Origin of the sequence: Streptomyces sp. NPDC049541, assembly GCF_044465725.1 — a bacterium.
In the GTDB taxonomy this organism is placed as follows: domain Bacteria; phylum Actinomycetota; class Actinomycetes; order Streptomycetales; family Streptomycetaceae; genus Streptomyces.
Genome location: NZ_JBITLY010000011.1, coordinates 1 through 17,461 on the forward strand (window position 1 = coordinate 1; position 17,461 = coordinate 17,461).

14 protein-coding genes are annotated in these 17,461 nt (G+C 67.8%); 7 read left to right on the forward strand and 7 right to left on the reverse strand.

All coding sequences use genetic code 11. The annotated features are described in order from the left end of the window. Window positions 1–92: 92 nt before the first annotated feature. The gene (locus ACIBW9_RS33435; RefSeq protein WP_398960773.1) at window positions 93–428 is read right to left on the reverse strand and encodes a hypothetical protein; all 336 of its coding nucleotides are present in this window, start codon (window positions 426–428) and stop codon (window positions 93–95) included. A 66-nt stretch (window positions 429–494) separates the two neighbouring features. Continuing rightward, the gene (locus tag ACIBW9_RS33440; protein WP_398960774.1) at window positions 495–2,798 is read right to left on the reverse strand and encodes a beta-L-arabinofuranosidase domain-containing protein; all 2,304 of its coding nucleotides are present in this window, start codon (window positions 2,796–2,798) and stop codon (window positions 495–497) included. Between the two features lie 791 nt (window positions 2,799–3,589). Here ACIBW9_RS33440 and ACIBW9_RS33445 point away from each other — a divergent pair. The 3 genes from ACIBW9_RS33445 to ACIBW9_RS33455 all read left to right on the forward strand — a co-directional run bounded on the left by ACIBW9_RS33445 (window position 3,590) and on the right by ACIBW9_RS33455 (window position 8,247). Further along, the gene (locus ACIBW9_RS33445) at window positions 3,590–5,017 is read left to right on the forward strand and encodes a glycoside hydrolase family 43 protein (protein ID WP_398960775.1); all 1,428 of its coding nucleotides are present in this window, start codon (window positions 3,590–3,592) and stop codon (window positions 5,015–5,017) included. Window positions 5,018–5,214: 197 nt separating this feature from the next. Then, window positions 5,215–6,783, forward strand: a complete 1,569-nt coding sequence (locus ACIBW9_RS33450) for an alpha-L-arabinofuranosidase B (protein ID WP_398960776.1) — start codon at window positions 5,215–5,217, stop codon at window positions 6,781–6,783. Between the two features lie 87 nt (window positions 6,784–6,870). Continuing rightward, on the forward strand, window positions 6,871–8,247 hold the full coding sequence (locus tag ACIBW9_RS33455; RefSeq protein ID WP_398960777.1) for a glycoside hydrolase family 43 protein: 1,377 nt from the start codon (window positions 6,871–6,873) through the stop codon (window positions 8,245–8,247). Window positions 8,248–8,256: 9 nt separating this feature from the next. Here ACIBW9_RS33455 and ACIBW9_RS33460 read toward each other — a convergent pair whose 3' ends face one another. Together ACIBW9_RS33460 and ACIBW9_RS33465 are read right to left on the reverse strand one after the other, a co-directional pair. Beyond that, window positions 8,257–8,436, reverse strand: a complete 180-nt coding sequence (locus tag ACIBW9_RS33460; protein ID WP_398961000.1) for a transposase — start codon at window positions 8,434–8,436, stop codon at window positions 8,257–8,259. 615 nt (window positions 8,437–9,051) lie between these two features. Then, on the reverse strand, window positions 9,052–9,306 hold the full coding sequence (locus ACIBW9_RS33465; protein WP_398960778.1) for a hypothetical protein: 255 nt from the start codon (window positions 9,304–9,306) through the stop codon (window positions 9,052–9,054). On the opposite strand from ACIBW9_RS33465, the gene ACIBW9_RS33470 reads away from it, so the two are divergent. After that, on the forward strand, window positions 9,305–9,718 hold the full coding sequence (locus ACIBW9_RS33470) for a hypothetical protein (protein ID WP_398960779.1): 414 nt from the start codon (window positions 9,305–9,307) through the stop codon (window positions 9,716–9,718). The genes ACIBW9_RS33465 and ACIBW9_RS33470 overlap by 2 nt on opposite strands. Here ACIBW9_RS33470 and ACIBW9_RS33475 read toward each other — a convergent pair whose 3' ends face one another. From ACIBW9_RS33475 to ACIBW9_RS33485, 3 genes are all read right to left on the reverse strand, one after another. Continuing rightward, window positions 9,719–10,741 carry an ISL3 family transposase gene (locus tag ACIBW9_RS33475; RefSeq protein ID WP_398960780.1) on the reverse strand — a complete coding sequence of 341 codons (1,023 nt, stop codon included), beginning with the start codon at window positions 10,739–10,741 and terminating at the stop codon, window positions 9,719–9,721. Between the two features lie 543 nt (window positions 10,742–11,284). Continuing rightward, complete coding sequence (locus ACIBW9_RS33480) at window positions 11,285–12,130, reverse strand: SDR family oxidoreductase (protein WP_398960781.1); 846 nt, start codon at window positions 12,128–12,130, stop codon at window positions 11,285–11,287. A gap of 95 nt (window positions 12,131–12,225) precedes the next feature. Further along, a complete protein-coding gene (locus ACIBW9_RS33485) occupies window positions 12,226–12,990 on the reverse strand; it encodes an SDR family NAD(P)-dependent oxidoreductase (RefSeq protein WP_398960782.1) in 765 nt (254 codons plus the stop codon). Between the two features lie 4 nt (window positions 12,991–12,994). On the opposite strand from ACIBW9_RS33485, the gene ACIBW9_RS33490 reads away from it, so the two are divergent. The 3 genes from ACIBW9_RS33490 (at window position 12,995) to ACIBW9_RS33500 (ending at window position 17,443) form a co-directional block, all read left to right on the forward strand. Further along, entirely contained in the window at window positions 12,995–14,122 is a 1,128-nt protein-coding gene (locus ACIBW9_RS33490) for a helix-turn-helix transcriptional regulator (RefSeq protein WP_398960783.1), read from the forward strand. A gap of 645 nt (window positions 14,123–14,767) precedes the next feature. Then, a complete protein-coding gene (locus ACIBW9_RS33495; protein ID WP_398960784.1) occupies window positions 14,768–15,310 on the forward strand; it encodes a DUF6262 family protein in 543 nt (180 codons plus the stop codon). 570 nt (window positions 15,311–15,880) lie between these two features. After that, window positions 15,881–17,443 carry a beta-N-acetylhexosaminidase gene (locus ACIBW9_RS33500; protein WP_398960785.1) on the forward strand — a complete coding sequence of 521 codons (1,563 nt, stop codon included), beginning with the start codon at window positions 15,881–15,883 and terminating at the stop codon, window positions 17,441–17,443. Window positions 17,444–17,461: the final 18 nt, after the last annotated feature.

Consider the following 17,461-nt stretch of genomic DNA (forward strand, 5'->3'; position numbering starts at 1 on the left):
GTTACAGGACCTGCTGCGCTGCTGGGACGGAACCTGCACCACCTGCGGCCGCCCCCTCACCACAAGCAGAACCAGAACCTAACGAAGCACTACTATGAGCTTGTAACGTGATCACGATCCGGCTCACTGGTCGCCCTGCAACGCTTCCTCGGCAAGACCACCAGCCGAGAGATCGCCGACCGAGCCCGCGCCCCCTGCCTCGGGGACAGGGCCCAGCGCGGGCGGCGGGGCCGGCCCGCGAGGGCGTCCAGCATCCGCTTGCGCTCAGCGACCGTCTTGCGCACGTGTGCCGAGCCCACCGGCGTGCTCCCGGCCACCCAGGCGAGCATCACGTCCGTCAGAGCCTGGCCGACCTCGGTGTGGTTCACCTGGAAGAGGTCGGCCGTCGGCCAGGATCCCGTGGTCTTGTAGCGGCTCGCCGAACTCACGGAAGTAGTGCACGCAGTTGAAGTTGTGGTCCTCGACGAAGGGGAAGACCGCTTCCGCGATGGACGCTAGTTCAGCACGATGCGCCAGCGGTTGTCGGCGGTGCCGTCGTCCGCGTCCTGGACCGCGAACGCGCCGACGGCGGTGGAGTTGCCCGCGATGGCGAGCAGTTTGCCGCTGTTCACGTTGCGGATCTTGTAGGTCCCGTCGCCCTGGTCGAGCAAGGTCCATTTGTGGTCGGCGGTGCCGTTGTCCGACCACTGCAGAACGGTCGCGCCATCTGCCGTGTCCATGTTCAGTACGCCGAGCACCTTGCCGCTGTTGGCGTTGCGGAAGCGGACCGCGCTTCCGTCAGTGATCATTTCCCAGTTGTGGTCGGCGGTGCCGTTGTCCGTCCATTGCAGAGCGCGGCCGCCGTTGGCCGTGGACATGTTCTGGATGCCCAGCAGGAGACCGCTGCTCGCGTTGGCGAGACGGACGGTGTTGCCGGTGGTGTTCCAGTAGACGGTGTAGTTGAAGCCGTGCGCGTCGTAGAACGGGCCCAGGTTGACGCTGGAGCCGCTGGAGGTGGCGGTGAAGGCGAGTGAACTGCTGCTGGTCCGCTTGATCGAGGACGTGTTCAGCGGGGGGAGGGAACTGAGCGAGGTGTCGCCGTAGTTGCCGGCCAGGACCACCGGACCGTAGGTGATCGCGGCGACGTTCGCGTTGTCGTTGGCCGGTCGGATGCCGATCCGCATGGGCAGGCGGACGGTGACCGTGTCACCGGAGGTCCACGAGCGGTTCAGGGTGGCGTAACTGCCGGGCGTGGTGGAGATGTTCTGCGCGACGCCGTTGACGCTGATGGTGGCCCCGGTGGTCCAACTCGGTATGCGGATGCGCATAGCCCACGTTCCGCTGACGCTGCCGGTGACCTGAAGGGTCGTCGTGTCACTGACGGGGTAGGTCGTCGTCTGGGTGACGGTGATCCCGCGCTCCGTCCAGCTGAGCACCGACGGCACGAACAAGTTCACGGTCAGCGTGGTGTCGTTGTGGAAGTAGATGGAGTCCATCAGCCTGGTGTGCACCTCCAGGCCCGTGCCCTGGCAGCACCAGAAGGTGCCGTAGTCGGTGCTCCAGGTGCCGCCGCCCAACGCCGGGCCCACACCGCGTCGGCCTCCCGGCTTGAGGGGGGTGAAGTAGGTGACGTGGCCATGGTCGTCGGCCGGGTTCTGCTGGCCGATGATCTGGTTCAGCCACGCCCGCTCGTAGTAGTCGAACAGTGCGACGCGGTTCGGGTCGAGCGTGAAAAGCTCCCGGGTGAGGGTGAGCATGTTGATGGTGTTGCAGCTTTCGCACGTGTCGTTGGTCAAGTAGCCGGCGATGGCGTTCGGGGCGCGGAAGTGCTCCGCCTGACTGTTGCCGCCGATGGCGTAGGTGTGCGCGTTGACGGTGATGTTCCAGGCGTTGGTGGCGATGTCCCGGTAGCGGGTGGTGCCCGTGGCCTTGTACTCCCGGGCGGCACCGATCCACTTGGGGACCTGAGTGTTGGCGTGAATTCCGTTGAGCTGGTCCTGGTTGGCCGCCAGTGGGTCGAACACCGCGGCGTGGTCGAACCGCTGGGCGACGGTGAGCCAGCGCGTGTCGCCTGTCTGCTGGTAGAGATCGGTCAGTACGGCGTTCATGCCGCCGAACTCGACGCGCAGCATGGTCTGCATCTGCTGGGTGGTCAGCCGGCCGGTGCGCCAGTCGACCCATCCGGCCAGGGCGAGGAGCACGTCCCGGGCTTGGGTGCTGCCGATGTGGCGCCATACGTCCAGCAGGCCGGTGAGGGTCTTGTGGATGGTGTAGTACAGCACCTCGCCACTGGTTCCCTGCTCGAGAGCAGTGAAGTTGGACTCGGGGTAGCCGGAGAGGTACCCGGGATTGAAGCCCGCGGCGGTGTTGTTGGCCTGGCACTTGGCCAGTTCCGCGACCATGTAGGTGGCCTTGTCCCGGCAGGCGGTGTCCCCGGTCACGGCGTACGACTGTGCCCATGCCGTGAGGAAGTGTCCCTGGATATGGGTGCGGAAGCCGAAGTTCGGCGCGTCCCAGCCGCCGTTGGCGGTGGCACCGTTGGTGGACAGCTTGTGGGTGGCGCGGAAGTTGTACAGCAGCCGGTCGACATCGATGAACCGCAGGTAGTTCTGGGTGCGGTTCTGGTTGTCCAGCCACCGGCTTGCGGTGAGTCGTACCTGGCCGAGTTCGAAGGGGTGCGCCAGGACCCCGATGTCGGTCCTCACGGGGGCGATGGCCGCTTGGGCGCAAGACGCACCGAGGAAGGACCCGGTGGCAGAGGCGGCCACGGTGGCCCCGGCCAGTTGCAGGAGACGACGCCTGCTGACGGAGGGTGACATCTTGAGCCTTTCGATACGGCAGAGCGACTGCTTGGACTTTTGATGTGCCGGCTCACACGTCCGACGGTCGGGCGTGGCGCGTCACGGGCATGTGTGCTGCCGACGCGGCGCCCTACGGCCGACAGGCCGACGACACCTTCCTTACGGTTCGACTTTTCAAACGTCGTCCGAAATATGGAACGCAGATCTTCGCTGACACATGGGATGGATTAACGGATATGGACGTTGCTTGTGTCTAGCCGTGTGAACACAAAAATTCTGACGCGATGGCCTGCGGACGGGCCGTACAGCCGCTCCGAGCATGCGGGTTGGCGGTCGGACGGGGCGCATCTCGTATGAGTCGGGCCAGGGGGCCGGGACAGTGCCGTATCGCTCATCTGTACGTTCGGCCGATCGGATGTGTCGGATGTATTGACGCGCCCTCTTTTCCGGATCTAGCCTCTGCCCGATTTCCCGAACAGTGTTCGATATGTCGTCCAACCTCTGATCGAATAGCGAGGTGGCCATGAAGGCTTCCGTCCGAAGTGCCGCCCACCTGAAGCGCCTTCACGGGCGCTGAGAGGCACAGCCGCGCGGCCCGTGTCGCAACCGCCGCACCCGGGCGGACTCATGTGCTCGCGCGCCCTGACCCACCGTCACCACGGCGAAGCGGCGAAACGCCGTCGTTCGGATCCGTCCTTCCGGCTCGCGCGGCAGCCGGGTCCCATCCCGCCCACTCCGAGACCAAGTTCCCCCCGCCACCCCGCTCCCCCTCCGCCCGGCGGTGGCACCCGCACACGACAGGAGATCCCGTGTCTGCGCTCCGCGCCCGGCTGACGGTGATATTGCTCGCCGCGTGCCTCCTCTTCACAGGGCAAGTCCTGACCACGTCCCAGCGGGCGGCGGCCGCCGACCCCGGCTACCTGATGGTGCACTTCACCGGCGATTCCGCGACCGGTCAGATGCTGTACCTCGCGCACAGCACGGACGGCCTGCACTGGAACGACCTCAACGGTGGAGCGCCGGTCCTGAACTCCACGATCGGCACCAAGGGAGTGCGTGACCCCGCACTGGTGCGCTCACCTGACGGGAGCAAGTACTGGATCATCGCGACCGACCTGTGCATCCGCTGCGGCTCGACGTACACCAACGGCAGCCCCAATTTCGTGGTGTGGGAGTCGACCGACCTGGTGACCTGGTCGAAGCCGTGGCTGCTCGGCGCCGCCGGACTGATCCCCGGCGGAAAGAACGCGTGGGCGCCGGAGGCGATCTGGAATCCCGAGACCAACGACTACGTCCTGTACTGGGCGACGAACGCCACGGTGAACGGCGTCTTCAAGTACCGCATTTATTCCGCCCGCACCAAGGACTTCCGCACCATCACGACCCCGCAGATCTGGATCGACCCCCCGGGCAGCACGCCGGTCGTCGACACCCAGATGACGGAGGTGCCCGCCGGTACCGGCCCCTACCGCTACCTGCGAGTCTCCGGCGACGGCCAGAACAACGTCGAGGGCAGCAACTCGATCCTGGGGACGTGGACCAATCTCGGCAATCTCTCCAGCATCGGCCTCACCGGCAATGTGGTCGAAGGCCCGGTCTGGATGAAGTTCAGGGACCGCAACGAGTGGGCCCTCTACATCGACTACAACAACCCGCAGGGCGTCCGCGAGTACCGGCCGATCCTGACGACCAACCCGTTCGACGTCAGCACCTACCGGCTTCAGGATGCGGCCAGCTACGACATGGGCGGCACCCCGAAGCGCCACGGCGCGATCATGACCCTCACCGCCGCCGAGGAGAGCCGCGTGCTCGCCCGCTGGCCCAACACCCCGGCCCAGCGGCTGCAGTCGTACAACTTCCAGGACCGGTACGTGCGCCAGATCAATTTCGACGTGCGCATCGACCCGAACGTCAGCCCCGTCGAGGACTCCCAGTTCCGCCTCAGGCCCGGCCTGGCGGGCACCGGCACCGTCTCCTTCGAGTCGGTGAACCACCCCGGCTACTTCCTGCGGCACGCCAACTACGACTTCCAGCTCGCCCTCTACGACGGCAGCAGCCAGTTCGCCGCCGACGCCACCTTCCGCAAGGTCGCCGGCCTCGCCGACTCCACCTGGTCGTCGTTCCAGTCGTACAACTACCCCGACCGCTACATCCGCCACTACGCCTACTACCTGAAGCTCGACCCGATCACCACCACGACGGGGCGCAGCGACGCCACCTTCCGCGTGACGAGCTGACCCGACCGCCTCACGGTGAGGCCTCACCGTGAGCGCTCTGCGGAGTCCGCCGCTCCTGCGGCGGACCCGACAAACTCCGGCGACGGCGTCCGCCGTCTTGGCCGGCCCCCGGAACCACCGGCCGGGCCGGGCTGCCGCGGTGATGGCGGCACCGGGAGTTCCACTCACCTCTCGCTCACTCTGCGTAGGAGTTCTTCATGATCAAGCCACCGTGGATACGCAGCGCCAGACGCGCGCTCCTCGCGGCCGGTGCCACCGCCGCCCTCGCAGCCGGTCTGCTCACCGCGACGGCCGCCCCCTCGCAGGCCGCCACCCAGGGGCCGTGCGACATCTACGCCGCAGGCGGCACCCCTTGCGTCGCGGCACACAGCACCACCCGCGCCCTGTACGGGGCGTACAACGGCCCGCTGTACCAGGTCAGGCGCGCCTCCGACAACGCGACCAAGGACATCGGCCTGCTGACCGCCGGAGGTGTCGCCGACGCCGCGCAGCAGGACTCCTTCTGCGCGAACACCAGCTGCGTCATCACCGTCATCTACGACCAGTCGCCCAAGCACAACAACCTCACCCAGGCGCTGAGGGGCCACTGGCCCGGTCCGGCGGAGAACGGGAACGACAACCTGGCCAACGCCGTCGAGGCGCCGGTCACGGTCGGCGGCCACAAGGCGTACGGCGTCTACGTGGCCCCCGGCACCGGCTACCGCAACAACAACACCAACGGCATCGCCACCGGCGACCAGCCCGAGGGCATGTACGCCATCTTCGACGGCACGCACGTCAACGGCGGCTGCTGCTTCGACTACGGCAACGCCGAGACGACCGGCAACGACGACGGCAACGGCACCATGGAGGCCATCTACTTCGGCACCAGCACGGGCTGGGGCTCCGGCAGCGGCACCGGCCCCTGGGTCATGGCCGACCTGGAGAACGGCCTGTTCTCCGGCGTGAACCGCGGCCTCAACGCGGGCGACCCCACCATCAACCACCGCTTCACGACCGCCATCGTCAAGGGCGGCCCGAACCACTGGGCCATCCGCGGCGGCAACGCCCAGTCGGGCGGCCTGTCCACCTTCTACGACGGCGTACGCCCCAACGACACCGGCTACAACCCGATGAAGAAGCAGGGCGCGATCATCCTCGGCATCGGCGGCGACAACAGCAACACCGGCCAAGGCACCTTCTACGAAGGCGTCATGACCCAGGGCTACCCCTCGGACGCCACCGAGAACGCCGTCCAGGCCAACATCACCGCCGCCGGGTACAACAGCGGCTCAACCAGCACCGGCTCGCTGACGCCCGGCTCCCGGATCTCCCTGCAGGCCACCACCTCGCCCTGCTGCACCTCGCACTACCTGCGCCACAACAGCGCCGACACCAAGGTCGTCATCTCCAGCATCAACGCCTCCAGTCCGGCCACCGACAAGGCCAACGCCACCTGGATCGTCCGCGCCGGACTGGCCAACACCTCCTGCCTGTCCTTCGAGTCCGCCGACAAGCCAGGCCAGTTCCTGCGCCACTCCAACTACCAGCTCTACCTGAACACCGACAACGGCGGCACCTCGTTCACACAGGACGCCACCTTCTGCCCCACCGCGGGCAACAGCGGCGTCGGCACCTCGTTCCAGTCCGTCAACTTCCCGACCAAGTACATCCGTCATTACAACTACACGGCCTACATCGCCAGCAACGGCGGCACCAACGCCTGGGACAGCACCAAGTCGTGGGCCCAGGACACCAGCTGGCTCACCGCGGCTCCCTGGAACTGACGGGCCCGAACCCGTGGGTGCCTCCGAGCCGGGGCCGCCCACGGGTTCTCCGTCCGCCATTACCTTCCTACGCCCCGGAGACACCAGATGAGCGCAACCCCCCTCCCGTCGCGCCGGCTGTTCCTCGGCATGGCAACGGCCGTGCCGCTGTCCATGACCGGCGTGCTGACCTTCGGCAGTCAGTCCGCGAGCGCCTCGACGGCCTCCCCGTTCGTCATGGCCTACTTCACCCAGTCACCGAGAAACCTCGGCACGGACTACGGCCTGCACCTCGCCGTCAGCACCGATGCGCTGCAGTGGATGCCGCTGAACCAGAACAACCCCGTCGTGACCCCGACCGCGGGCGACGGCGGTCTGCGCGATCCCGTCATCCTGCCCAAGCAGGACGGCACCTACGTCGTCATGGCGACCAACCTGAAGGGCACCGACTGGACCAAGAAGAGCCCGTACATCCACGTCTGGGACTCCGCCGACCTGCGCTCCTTCGACAACTACCGCCTGCTGAAACTGCACGACATGGCCACCCACACGTGGGCGCCCGACGCCTTCTGGGACGCTTCCCGCGGCCAGTACGCCATCATCTACTCGGCCGTGAACAGCAGCGGCCACAACGTGATCATGGTGAACTACACCACGGACTTCCAGACCGTGACGGCACCGCAGGTCTTCTTCGACCCCGGCTACGACATCATCGACGGCACCCTGGCCAAGGACGTGAACGGCGTCAACTACCTGTACTACAAAGGCCACAACAGCCTCACGGGTGCGAAGTCCACCTCGCTCAATCCCGGCAGCTTCACCCAGTTCACCTCGGGCCTGGCGCCGCAGGGAGGCATCGAGGGCCCGATCCTCGCCCAGGCCGCCGGCACCTGGTACCTGTGGGGCGACGCCAACGCGCTGTTCTACACCTGGCAGACCAGCGCCCTCTCCACCGGCACCTGGACCGCCACCGACCGGCGCGTCTACACCCAGCCGCTGAACTCCAAGCACGCCGACATCAAGCCGATTCCCCAGACGGTGTACGACAACATGGTCGCCAAGTGGGGAAAGCCTGCCTGGAACCGGCTGAAGTCCTACAACTTCCCGGACAGATACTGGCGGCAGGCCGACAGCATCGGCCGCATCGACCCGTATCCCTTCGACCCCTACACCGACTCGCAATGGAAGTTGGTGCCCGGACTGGCGGACTCCTCCGGCGTCTCCTTCCAGTCTGTCACCGACCCGACCCACTACCTGCGGCACGCCTACTTCCAGCTGCGACTGGACGCCAACGACGGCACAGCGAAATTCGCCCAGGACGCCACTTTCCACAAGACGTCCGGGCTCGCCGACCCGTCCTGGTCGTCGTTCCGCTCCCACAACTACCCGGACCGCTACATCCGGCACTACGACTACGTGCTGCGCATCGACCCGATCTCCACCACCACCGGCAAAGCCGACGCCACGTTCTCTGTCTGGTACTGAGCTTGGCGTTTATCCGCGCCTGTCACCCGACCTGCTCGTCTGTGGTTCTTCCAGGTACAGCGGAGGCGGCCGTTCCCCACGCTTCGAGATGTCGAGTTCCTTGACCAAGCCGTTGTCGCGCCAGCGGCGGAAGAACCGGTACACGGCCCGCCACGTGGGGAAGTCGGCTGGCAGGCTCGCCCAGCGCAGCCCTCGGCGACCAGGTGGCGCCCACCGCGTCGAGCATCTGGCGGTGGCAGAAGCCCTCCGGGCGGCCCCCTTGCCCGTTCAGCCAGGCCGGCACCGGCAGCAGCGGACGGACCACGTGCCATTCCGCGTCCGTCAGGTCACTGGCGTATCGGCGGACACGATCCGGCTGGTCAGCGGCGTTCCCGAGCCGGTGTGCGAGGCAATTGCACGACATGCCGGAGCTGGACGCGGGCGCGGCGGACACGCCAAGGTGGGGCACCGGGGCCTCCTGAAGGTTCGTTGACTCGACATCACCGAACTGTGCAGGAGGCCCTTGTCCTATGCGCGGATCGCGGAGCGATCACCCGGACGAGCCCGATGCGCCAGCGGATTCGAGCGGCAGCCATGCCCACGAGAATGGACAGCACTCGCACGATGGAGGGCGCCGAGCGCACCTGCCTCGAAGAGCCCGTCGTTTCCAGCGCCCCGAACCGGAGCACGAGCGACCGCGCCGGCACGCCACACCCTCGCAGACATGGACGACGACCCCGGCCCCAGGGGATCGCTCCCTGGGGCCGGAGCTTTCGTGCTCGGGCTGCCGATGCGGCGCGTTCACCCGTGGGGCGGGCGCCGCGGTCAGGCTCGGCCGGCCGCTACGGCCTGCTTGGTGCCGGTGGCGGCGCGGGCGGTGCTCGCGGCCGGGGCGGTGCGTCGCCGCAGGCTCTTGAGGGCGATGGGGACGGCGGTGGTGGTGAGGACGCCTGCGGCCACGGCGGCGGCGAACAGCCATGGCTGGCCGAGTTGACCGGCGGCGAAGACACCGCCCCTGGGGTAACTGACGGTGCTGCCGAGTTTCATGACCAGGGCGCCGGTGACGGCGCCGCCGGCCATGGAGGCCGGGCAGCGGGTCGGCGAGGGCGAAGGGGGCCGCGCCCTCGGGGAGGAAGACCGCGCCGAACAGCCAGGAGATCTTGCCGTAACGCCGCTCGGCCTCGGTGAACAGGCTGCGGCGCACCACGGTGGCGAGGGTCATGGCCAGCGGGGGCACCATGCCGGCGGCCATGACGGTCATGTTGAGCGCGGTGAACTTCGACGGGTCGGGACCGCTCAGTTCTACCGCGCCGAAGGTGAATGCCGTTTTGGTGATCAGCCCGCCGAGGTCGGAGCAGGCCATCAGGTCGAGGAGCAGGCCGAGAGTGAGGGTGCTCTCGAACTTCAGGCCGGACATTTCGTTGTAACCTCCCACAGCTTCCAGGCGTTGGTGAAGCCCTCGTTCCAGCGGTCGTCCAGATACGGCTTGTAGTCATCGAGTATCGAGGTCCGTTCTGCCACTGGCCGGTGAACAGGTCCTCCGGCTTCGCAGCATCGGCGAACCGTTTGACGGTGTGCCAGGCCATGCCGAGCTGCCGCTGGACCGAGTGCAGGCTGTGTCCTGCCTCCAGGAGTGCGTGAACGGCGGCGTGTCGGGACCTGGTGCGGTCGGCGAACCGGACGGTTCTTCTTCCGGGGCGGGCTCAGGCTCGGGTTCGGGGGTGGCCGGGACAAGGGCTCGCAGGCAGCGGCGATGCTGGGCGACGGTCCGTTCTGCGGCCTCGCTCAGGTTGTGCCAGAGGTGCCACCGGTCCGCGAACTGGACGGCCTGCGGGGCGCCGGCGGAGGCGCTTTCGGCGAAGAAGGGCGCACGGTCACGGCAGACGACTTCAATGCCCGGCCGTTCGGCGAGCCAGGCCGCCAGGCTGGACGCCTCCCGGTCCGGCAGCAGATCGACGGGGCGGCGGGTCTCGATGTCGACGAGGACGGTGCCGTAGTGGCGGCCCTTGCGGGTGGCGTACTCGTCGACGCCGACCACCCGCGGTGCGGGGACATCGGGCTCGGGCAGCGCATCGACCAGCGGGAGCACCGTGCTGCGGCTGACGGACACCCCGAGAACACGGGCGATGCGGGCTCCGGCCCGGCCCGCAAGGGCCAGGCCGACCGCGGCCAGGGTGGCGCGCAACCGCTCGGTCCGCTGACCGTGCCGACGTGTCAAGCCGGGTATCTGCTCGACGAAGGTACGGCGTGCGCAGCCCGAGTTCCGGCAGGTGAACCGACGGACCCTCAGCTGGAGAACAACACTTCGGCCACCGCTCGGCACATCAGCGGGAAACCGCAGGTAGGAGCCATGAACCCGGCTCGACCAGACTCCGCAGACCGGGCACAGGGCACCGTTCGCGATGCATTGCGCGTCAACGCGCACTATCTCGATGTTCACGTCCACCGACAGCACCGCGACGTCCGCGATCGACGGGAACAACAACTCCTTCAGCCAGCGCGCGACCTCTGCCACGGCCCCGAACTGTCGGCCCAACTGCCTTGCCCACGAACCATTTTCGGGCGACTTCGTGCACGGCTCGGAGATGTCCGGATGTCACTCAGAGTGGCCACGTCACAGAACCTGAGCCAGAACCCGACGTTGAGCAGCGATTGTTCACGAGATTGGGAGGCACCTGGAGGCCCTCGAGATTCGAACGAGCCCAGCCCCCCGAGCCGAGCGCGGACGCCGCGTCCATGTCGACGGCGCGATTCTCGGCCGTGCCTTCGGCTCCGGTGATCACTGGTGTATCTGCACAGGGCCAGCCGGAACCCCGATGACATCGATCTGGGCGAGGGCCTACTGAACGAATGGCGCAGCGGAGGGCCGACCCTCTGGACCCCTGAAAGCGGCGGAACACGAGCGCAGCAGTATGGGCCGCCACCCAGGGAGAGGCGACCCGTAACAGCGCGCCGGGGACCACTGGCGACCGCGCCCGGGGACGGGTCAGTTGACTGTGACCGCGTCTTCTTCGCGCACCGGGCGGGTTGGTCGTCCTGCCCGGTGGGCGGGGTGGTGTCAGGCGTTGGTGTCGTCGTGTGCGAGGTTGCCGCCCAGTTCGCGGGAGGCTTCGGCCTGGGCGAGGAGTTCCTGGGCCTTGGCGGTGACGCCCTCGATGGCGTCGGCGCCGGCGACGAAGCGCTGCGGCGGCTGGTCCTGGCCGGCAAGGGTCAACAGGGCGTGGGCGAGCTTGGCGGGGTCACCGGGCTGCTGGCCGTTGATGCTCTTCCAGGCTTCGACCGTGGCGGTGGTGCGCTCGGCGTAGTCGTCGATGGTCGGCTCGGGCCAGGTGGTGGAGGCGTCCAACAGCAGCTCGGTGCGGAAGTAGCCGGGCTCGACGATGGTGGTGCGGATGTTGTACGGGGCGATGTCGTGGTGCAGGGCTTCCATCCAGCCTTCGACGGCGAACTTGGACGCGGCGTAGGCGGAGGTGAACTCCGTGCCGACCTGACCGGCGAGCGAGGAGATCGTGATGACGTGGCCGTCGCGCTGGCTGCGCATGACGGGCAGGACGGCGCGGGTAACGTTCATCGGGCCGAAGAGGTTGGTCTCGATCTGCTGCCGCATGTGCTCCGGGGAGACCTCTTCGAAGTAGCCGGCGAAGAAGTTCCCGGCGTTGTTGATCAGGACGTCGATGCGGCCGAAGCGGTCAACCGCAGCCTGAGCGGCCGCGTGCGCGTCGTCCAGGCTGGTGACGTCCAGCTTGGTGACCAGCAGGTTGTCCCGCGGGCGGCCCAGGGTCTTCTCTACCTCCTCGGGGCGACGGCCGGCAGCGACGACCTGGTGGCCGGCCGCGAGGGCCTGGCGGACGATGTCCGTGCCGAGACCGCGTCCGGCACCGGTGACGAAAATGACCTTGCTCATGAGGGATCCTTCTCAGGTGCCCCGTGCGGCACCCGGCGGGTTGGGGAAGTTGGCGGGTTGTTGGCCAGGCTGTGGCGGGTCGGTGGTGGAGGTGCTCACGCCTGTTCGGTGGGCATGATCCACAGCTCGCCGACGGCGGCGTGGCGGGGACGGGTGACCATGTAGGCGACGCCGTCGGCGATGTCCTCGGCGGCCAGGACCTCGGTCCCCTCGAAGTAGGGGTCGATCAGTTCACCGCGGACTTCGGGCTTGTTGTGCGTGCCCAGTTCGCTCTCCACGGCGCCCGGCTCCAGAACACCGACGCGCACGTGGCGCTCGGTGACTTCCTGGCGCAGGGAGTCGGTGAAGGCGTGCACCCCGAACTTGGTGACGTTGTAGACACCGAAGCCCCGGCTCGCCACCCGGCCCGCGTACGAGCCGATGTTGACGATGTCGGCGACCTGGCGCGGGTCCTGTTCGGCGGCCTTCAACAGGTGCGGCAGGGCGGCGCGGGTGGTGTAGAGCAGACCCTGGACGTTGACGGCGATCATGCGGTCCCACTCCTCGGCATCCGCGTCGACGACGGGCCCCAGAAGCATCAGGCCGGCATTGTTGACCAGTGTGTCCAGCCGTCCGAACCGGTCGACGACCTGCTGTACGGCGTCCTCGGCCTGGAGGCGGTCGGTGATGTCCGCCGCCACCACCGCAGCGGTGCCGCCGGCCAGCTCGATCTCAGCGGCAAGAACTCCCAGGCGGTCCTTGCGGCGGGCAACAAGCGCCACCCAGGCCCCGTGCTCGGCGAGCCGACGGGCGGTGGCAGCACCGATACCGCTGCTCGCGCCGGTGACGAGAGCGACGGTGCCGGTCAGTTTCGAACCCATGGGGGTGTCCTCTTCTCCAGACGTACGGCGTAAGGGCACACGGCGGGCAGCGGCAGCGACGATCTCCGACAGCCGTCACGGCGCGTACTGCTCGAATGATCAGTGCCGTGCACCGGGCCCGCTATCCAGGCAACCACCCACAAACGCTCCGTGGGCCGCCGTAAAGGGCACCGCTCTTCCAGGGGTCTGCCAGTACCCCCTTCAGCACGCTGACCTGCCAGGTACCGCCGTACCGTGGACCCATGGACCGCAGCAGCGAGATCCGCGAGTTCCTGCGCACCCGCCGGGCCCGGATCACCCCCGAACAGGCCGGCCTCGCCCCGCACGGCGGGCCCCGCCGCGTGCCGGGCTGCGCCGCGAGGAAGTCGCCCAGCTCGCCGGAGTCAGCGTCGACTACTACATCCGCCTGGAACGGGGCCGCACCCAGGGCGTCTCCGAAACCGTCCTGGAGGCCGTCGCCCGCGCCCTGCACCTGGACGAGGCCGAACGCGCCCATCTCTTCGACCTCGCCCAGCCCACCGCCGCCACCCGGGCCCGCCGCAAGCGCCCCCTCGCCCCCCAACGGGTCCACCCGGTCCTCTACCGCACCCTGGACTCCCTCAGCGTCCCCGCGGTAATCCAAGGGCGGCGCACGGACGTCCTGGCCGCCAACCGGCTCGCCTATGCCCTCTACACCGACTTCGAAGCCCGGCCCCGCCGCGAACGCAACTTCGCCCGCTACGTCTTCCTCGACGAGGCCGCCCGCACCCTGTACGCCGACTGGGAGCGGGTCGCCGGCGACTGCCTGGCCATGCTGCGCCTGTACGCCGGACGCCACCCCGACGACCCGCAGCTCACCGAGCTGATCGGGGAACTGTCCCTCCACAGCGACACCTTCCGCCGCATGTGGGCCGACCACGACGTCCAAGCCCACACCACCGGCACCAAACGCCTCCACCACCCGCTCGTCGGCGACCTCACCCTCGACTACCTGGTCCTGGCCGTCGAAGGCGACCCCGAACAGACCCTCACCATCTACACCCCCGAACCCGCCTCCCCCTCCGCCGAAGCCCTGGCCCTCCTCGCCGGCTGGACCGGCACCTCCGCCTCCCGGCCGCAGGCTCCCGAAGAGACACACAACCCGGCTGGCTGACCCGAGAGCTCCCGCCACGCAACGGCACCGAACCCCAGCGGGACGTCGGCCCGGCGAGGTTCCGCATGATCGTTCTCATTGATAACCGCCGCTGGACGGATGCTCCCCGAGGCCGTAGTCAGCGAACTCACCTTGACGCTCTGGCCCCAGCAGGAGGATTCGAACAGTCACCAGCCTTCCTGCCTCCCGAAGTAGTGAACATCTGCTGCCCGTCCTCGTGAACAAAGCCACCTGCACCTGTGTCGGGATGACCACGGCCTCGACCTGCCTGCGCTCGGCCGCGTCGACATCACTGCCTTCCTGGGCCGGCTGAGCTTCCTCAACGAACGCGGCGACATCTCCGACTGCACGCAGTACATGACCGTCCGCGACACCAGACGCGTGCTGACCCGGCTGAGCACCCCTGGGCCTGACCAAGCCCGGCCAGCCCCTGCACGGCCTGGCAGACGACTTCGCCCTCCGCAAGGAGGACATCCCCGACGACCCCGAGGACTCCGAAGCCGGCCGTGACCTGCCTGCGGAAGTCATGCGGCAGCTCTGCGCCAACCTCGACTCCCTTGAGACCGTCAGCTCCACAGACGTCCGCACGGCCATCGAGCTGCTCACCGACACCGGCAGGCGCCCCAACGAGATCTGCAAACTGCCATGGTTGTGCCTCGACCGCGAAAGCGACGCCGCGAACGCGTTCTCAAAGCCCTCGATGCCCTGCTGCGCAGCGACCAGGACATCACGGTCTCCGGACTGGCCCGTGCCGCACGAGTGGACCGCACCTACCTCTACCGGCACCGCGACCTCCTCGAACGTGTCCACGCCGCCGCAGCAGCCCCACCAGAAGAAGGCCGGATCGCGGCCGTCAGCCGGGCCTCGCTGCGGGCAGACCTGACCAACGCGCTGGAGCGGAACAGGCGGCTGACAGTCCGGATCCGGCAGTTGGAGAAGCGCCTGTCTGAGAGCCTCGGTGAAACCGCATGGAAGGAATCCGGCCTTGGTGCGTCCCCCGACATCGACGAGCTGCAGCGTCGCATCACGTTGCCCGAACAAGACCTGGCCGACATAAGGGGCCAGATCGAGGAGCGGACCGAGGAACTCGCAGCTGCGCGGGCGGCTCCGGGAACTGACCCGGGCACTGAACCAGCCCCGCTGACGCCATCTGCGCCAGAGCGTCGGATCACTCGGGGCCGTCGATGAATCAGTGGGGCGTTTCGCGCTCGTCGGCTGTGGCTGTCGCGTGCATGACCTAGTTGCCGCGGTCGCTGGGGTCGATCAGTCGGGCGGGGATCGGTTCAGGGCAGTGGCCCAGGTCCTCCAGGAGGGGGCGAACCTGTTTGATCAGGGCTGTCATCTGGTTCTCTCCGGTGCGGAAGAGGTAGGAGGTCAGCGAGCGGGACAGGCCGCGCTGGACGAGGACGGCGGCCCAGATGATGTTCTCCAGGTGAGTTTGCAGTGCCGGGGCCTCTGCTTGGGCGGCAGGGCGTCGAGGCGGTCACGAACGCTGTTGGCTAGTGACGTCGCAATCGTCGCACGGCCGGGCCATCGCCTGATCGTGCGACGATCAGGCAGGCGCCGACAAGGCTGCAGGTCGCGGCCTCAGGGAAGGCCGCGGCCGTGCTGCTGGACGGCGCCCCTGCGGACCAGCCGCTTGCGAACGGACAGGACCTCTGCTGGTCCAAACAAACCGTCTTGCGTTCCCTTTAAGATGCGCGAAGTTGATCTGAATGGCCTGTTATCGCGCAGATTCGAGCAGTAGGCTCCCATGGTGTGATCCTTCCTAAGCCTCAGCGCCTCGACCGTCACGAGCATGACGGTGCCTTCCGCCTGACCGCTACCACATCGATCCGGTCCGACGCCGCTTCGGCCCCCGCAGCCGACGCTCTCCGCCGTGCGTTGCGACCCGCGACCGGGTTTGCCCTGCCGGATGCCGATGGCGGGCAGGCCGCGATCACTCTGTCCGTCGCCCCGAGGGCCCTCGACGCCGAGGCGTACGAACTGACCGTCACGTCCGACCACATCACCATCACCGGCGGCGACCCGGCAGGTGTGTTTTACGGCGTCCAGTCGCTGCGGCAGCTCCTTCCGGCCGAGGTCTTCTCGGCGACGGCCGTCGAACGCGACTGGACGGTGCCGGCCGTCAGCGTCACCGACGGGCCCCAGCTCGGCTGGCGCGGCATGATGCTCGATGCCGCGCGGCACTTCATGCCAAAGGAGTTCATTCTCCGGCTGATCGACCTCCTTGCCCTCCACAAGCTCAACGTCCTCCACCTCCACCTCACGGAGGATCAGGGCTGGCGGCTGGCGATCGAGAAGTACCCACGCCTCACCGAAGTCGGCGCTTGGCGACGCGAGACGCTCATCGGCCATGCCGACCGGCCGGAGGATGAGTACACCTTCGACGGCACGCCGCACGGCGGTTTCTACACCCAGGACGACGTCCGCGAGATCGTGGCGTACGCAGCGGAACGTTTCATCACTGTCATCCCCGAGATCGACATGCCTGGCCACATGCTCGCCGCCATCACGGCCTATCCCGAACTGGGCAACGGCCTGAGACCGCCCCAGGTCTGGACCGTATGGGGGATCAGTGAGCAGGTGCTGAACGTCGACGACCTTGCGCTCGACTTCTGCCGCGACGTTCTCACCGAGGTGATGAGCCTGTTCCCGAGTCGGCTCATCCACTGCGGCGGCGATGAATGTCCCAAGGAGGAGTGGAGGGCCAGCCCAGCCGCACAGGCGCGGATGCGGTCGCTCGGCCTCACCGACGAAGACGCCCTGCAGGCGTGGTTCACCGGCCAGATGGCGACGTTCCTCTCGGACAACGGCCGACGCTTCATCGGTTGGGACGAGGTACTCGAAGGCGGCGGGCCGGCCAACCTCCCCAAGGACATCGTGGTCATGTCATGGCGCGGCGAGGAGCCCGGCGTCGAGGCGGCACGCGGTGGACTCGACGTGGTGATGGCGCCGTGCGAGTACCTCTACTTCGACCGCTACCAGAGTGAGGACCACGACAGGGAACCGCTCGCGATCAGTGGCTTCGTCCCGCTGTCCAAGGTGTACGACTACCGCCCCGTGCCCGCAGCGCTCGCCGACGAGCCCGAAGCGGCGCGGCATGTCCTGGGCGCGCAGTGCCAGCTGTGGACGGAGTACGTTCCGACGCCCAAGCACGCGGAGTACATGCTGTTCCCGCGTCTGTGCGCGTTCGCCGAGGCGGTGTGGCGGAACGACGGCAACGGCTTCGACGACTTCGCGGACTTCGTCACCGACCGGCTGCGTCCGCACCTGGAGCGTCTCGATGCCCTCGGCGTCAGCCATCGCGCCCTCGACTGAGAGCGTGACACCTCCACC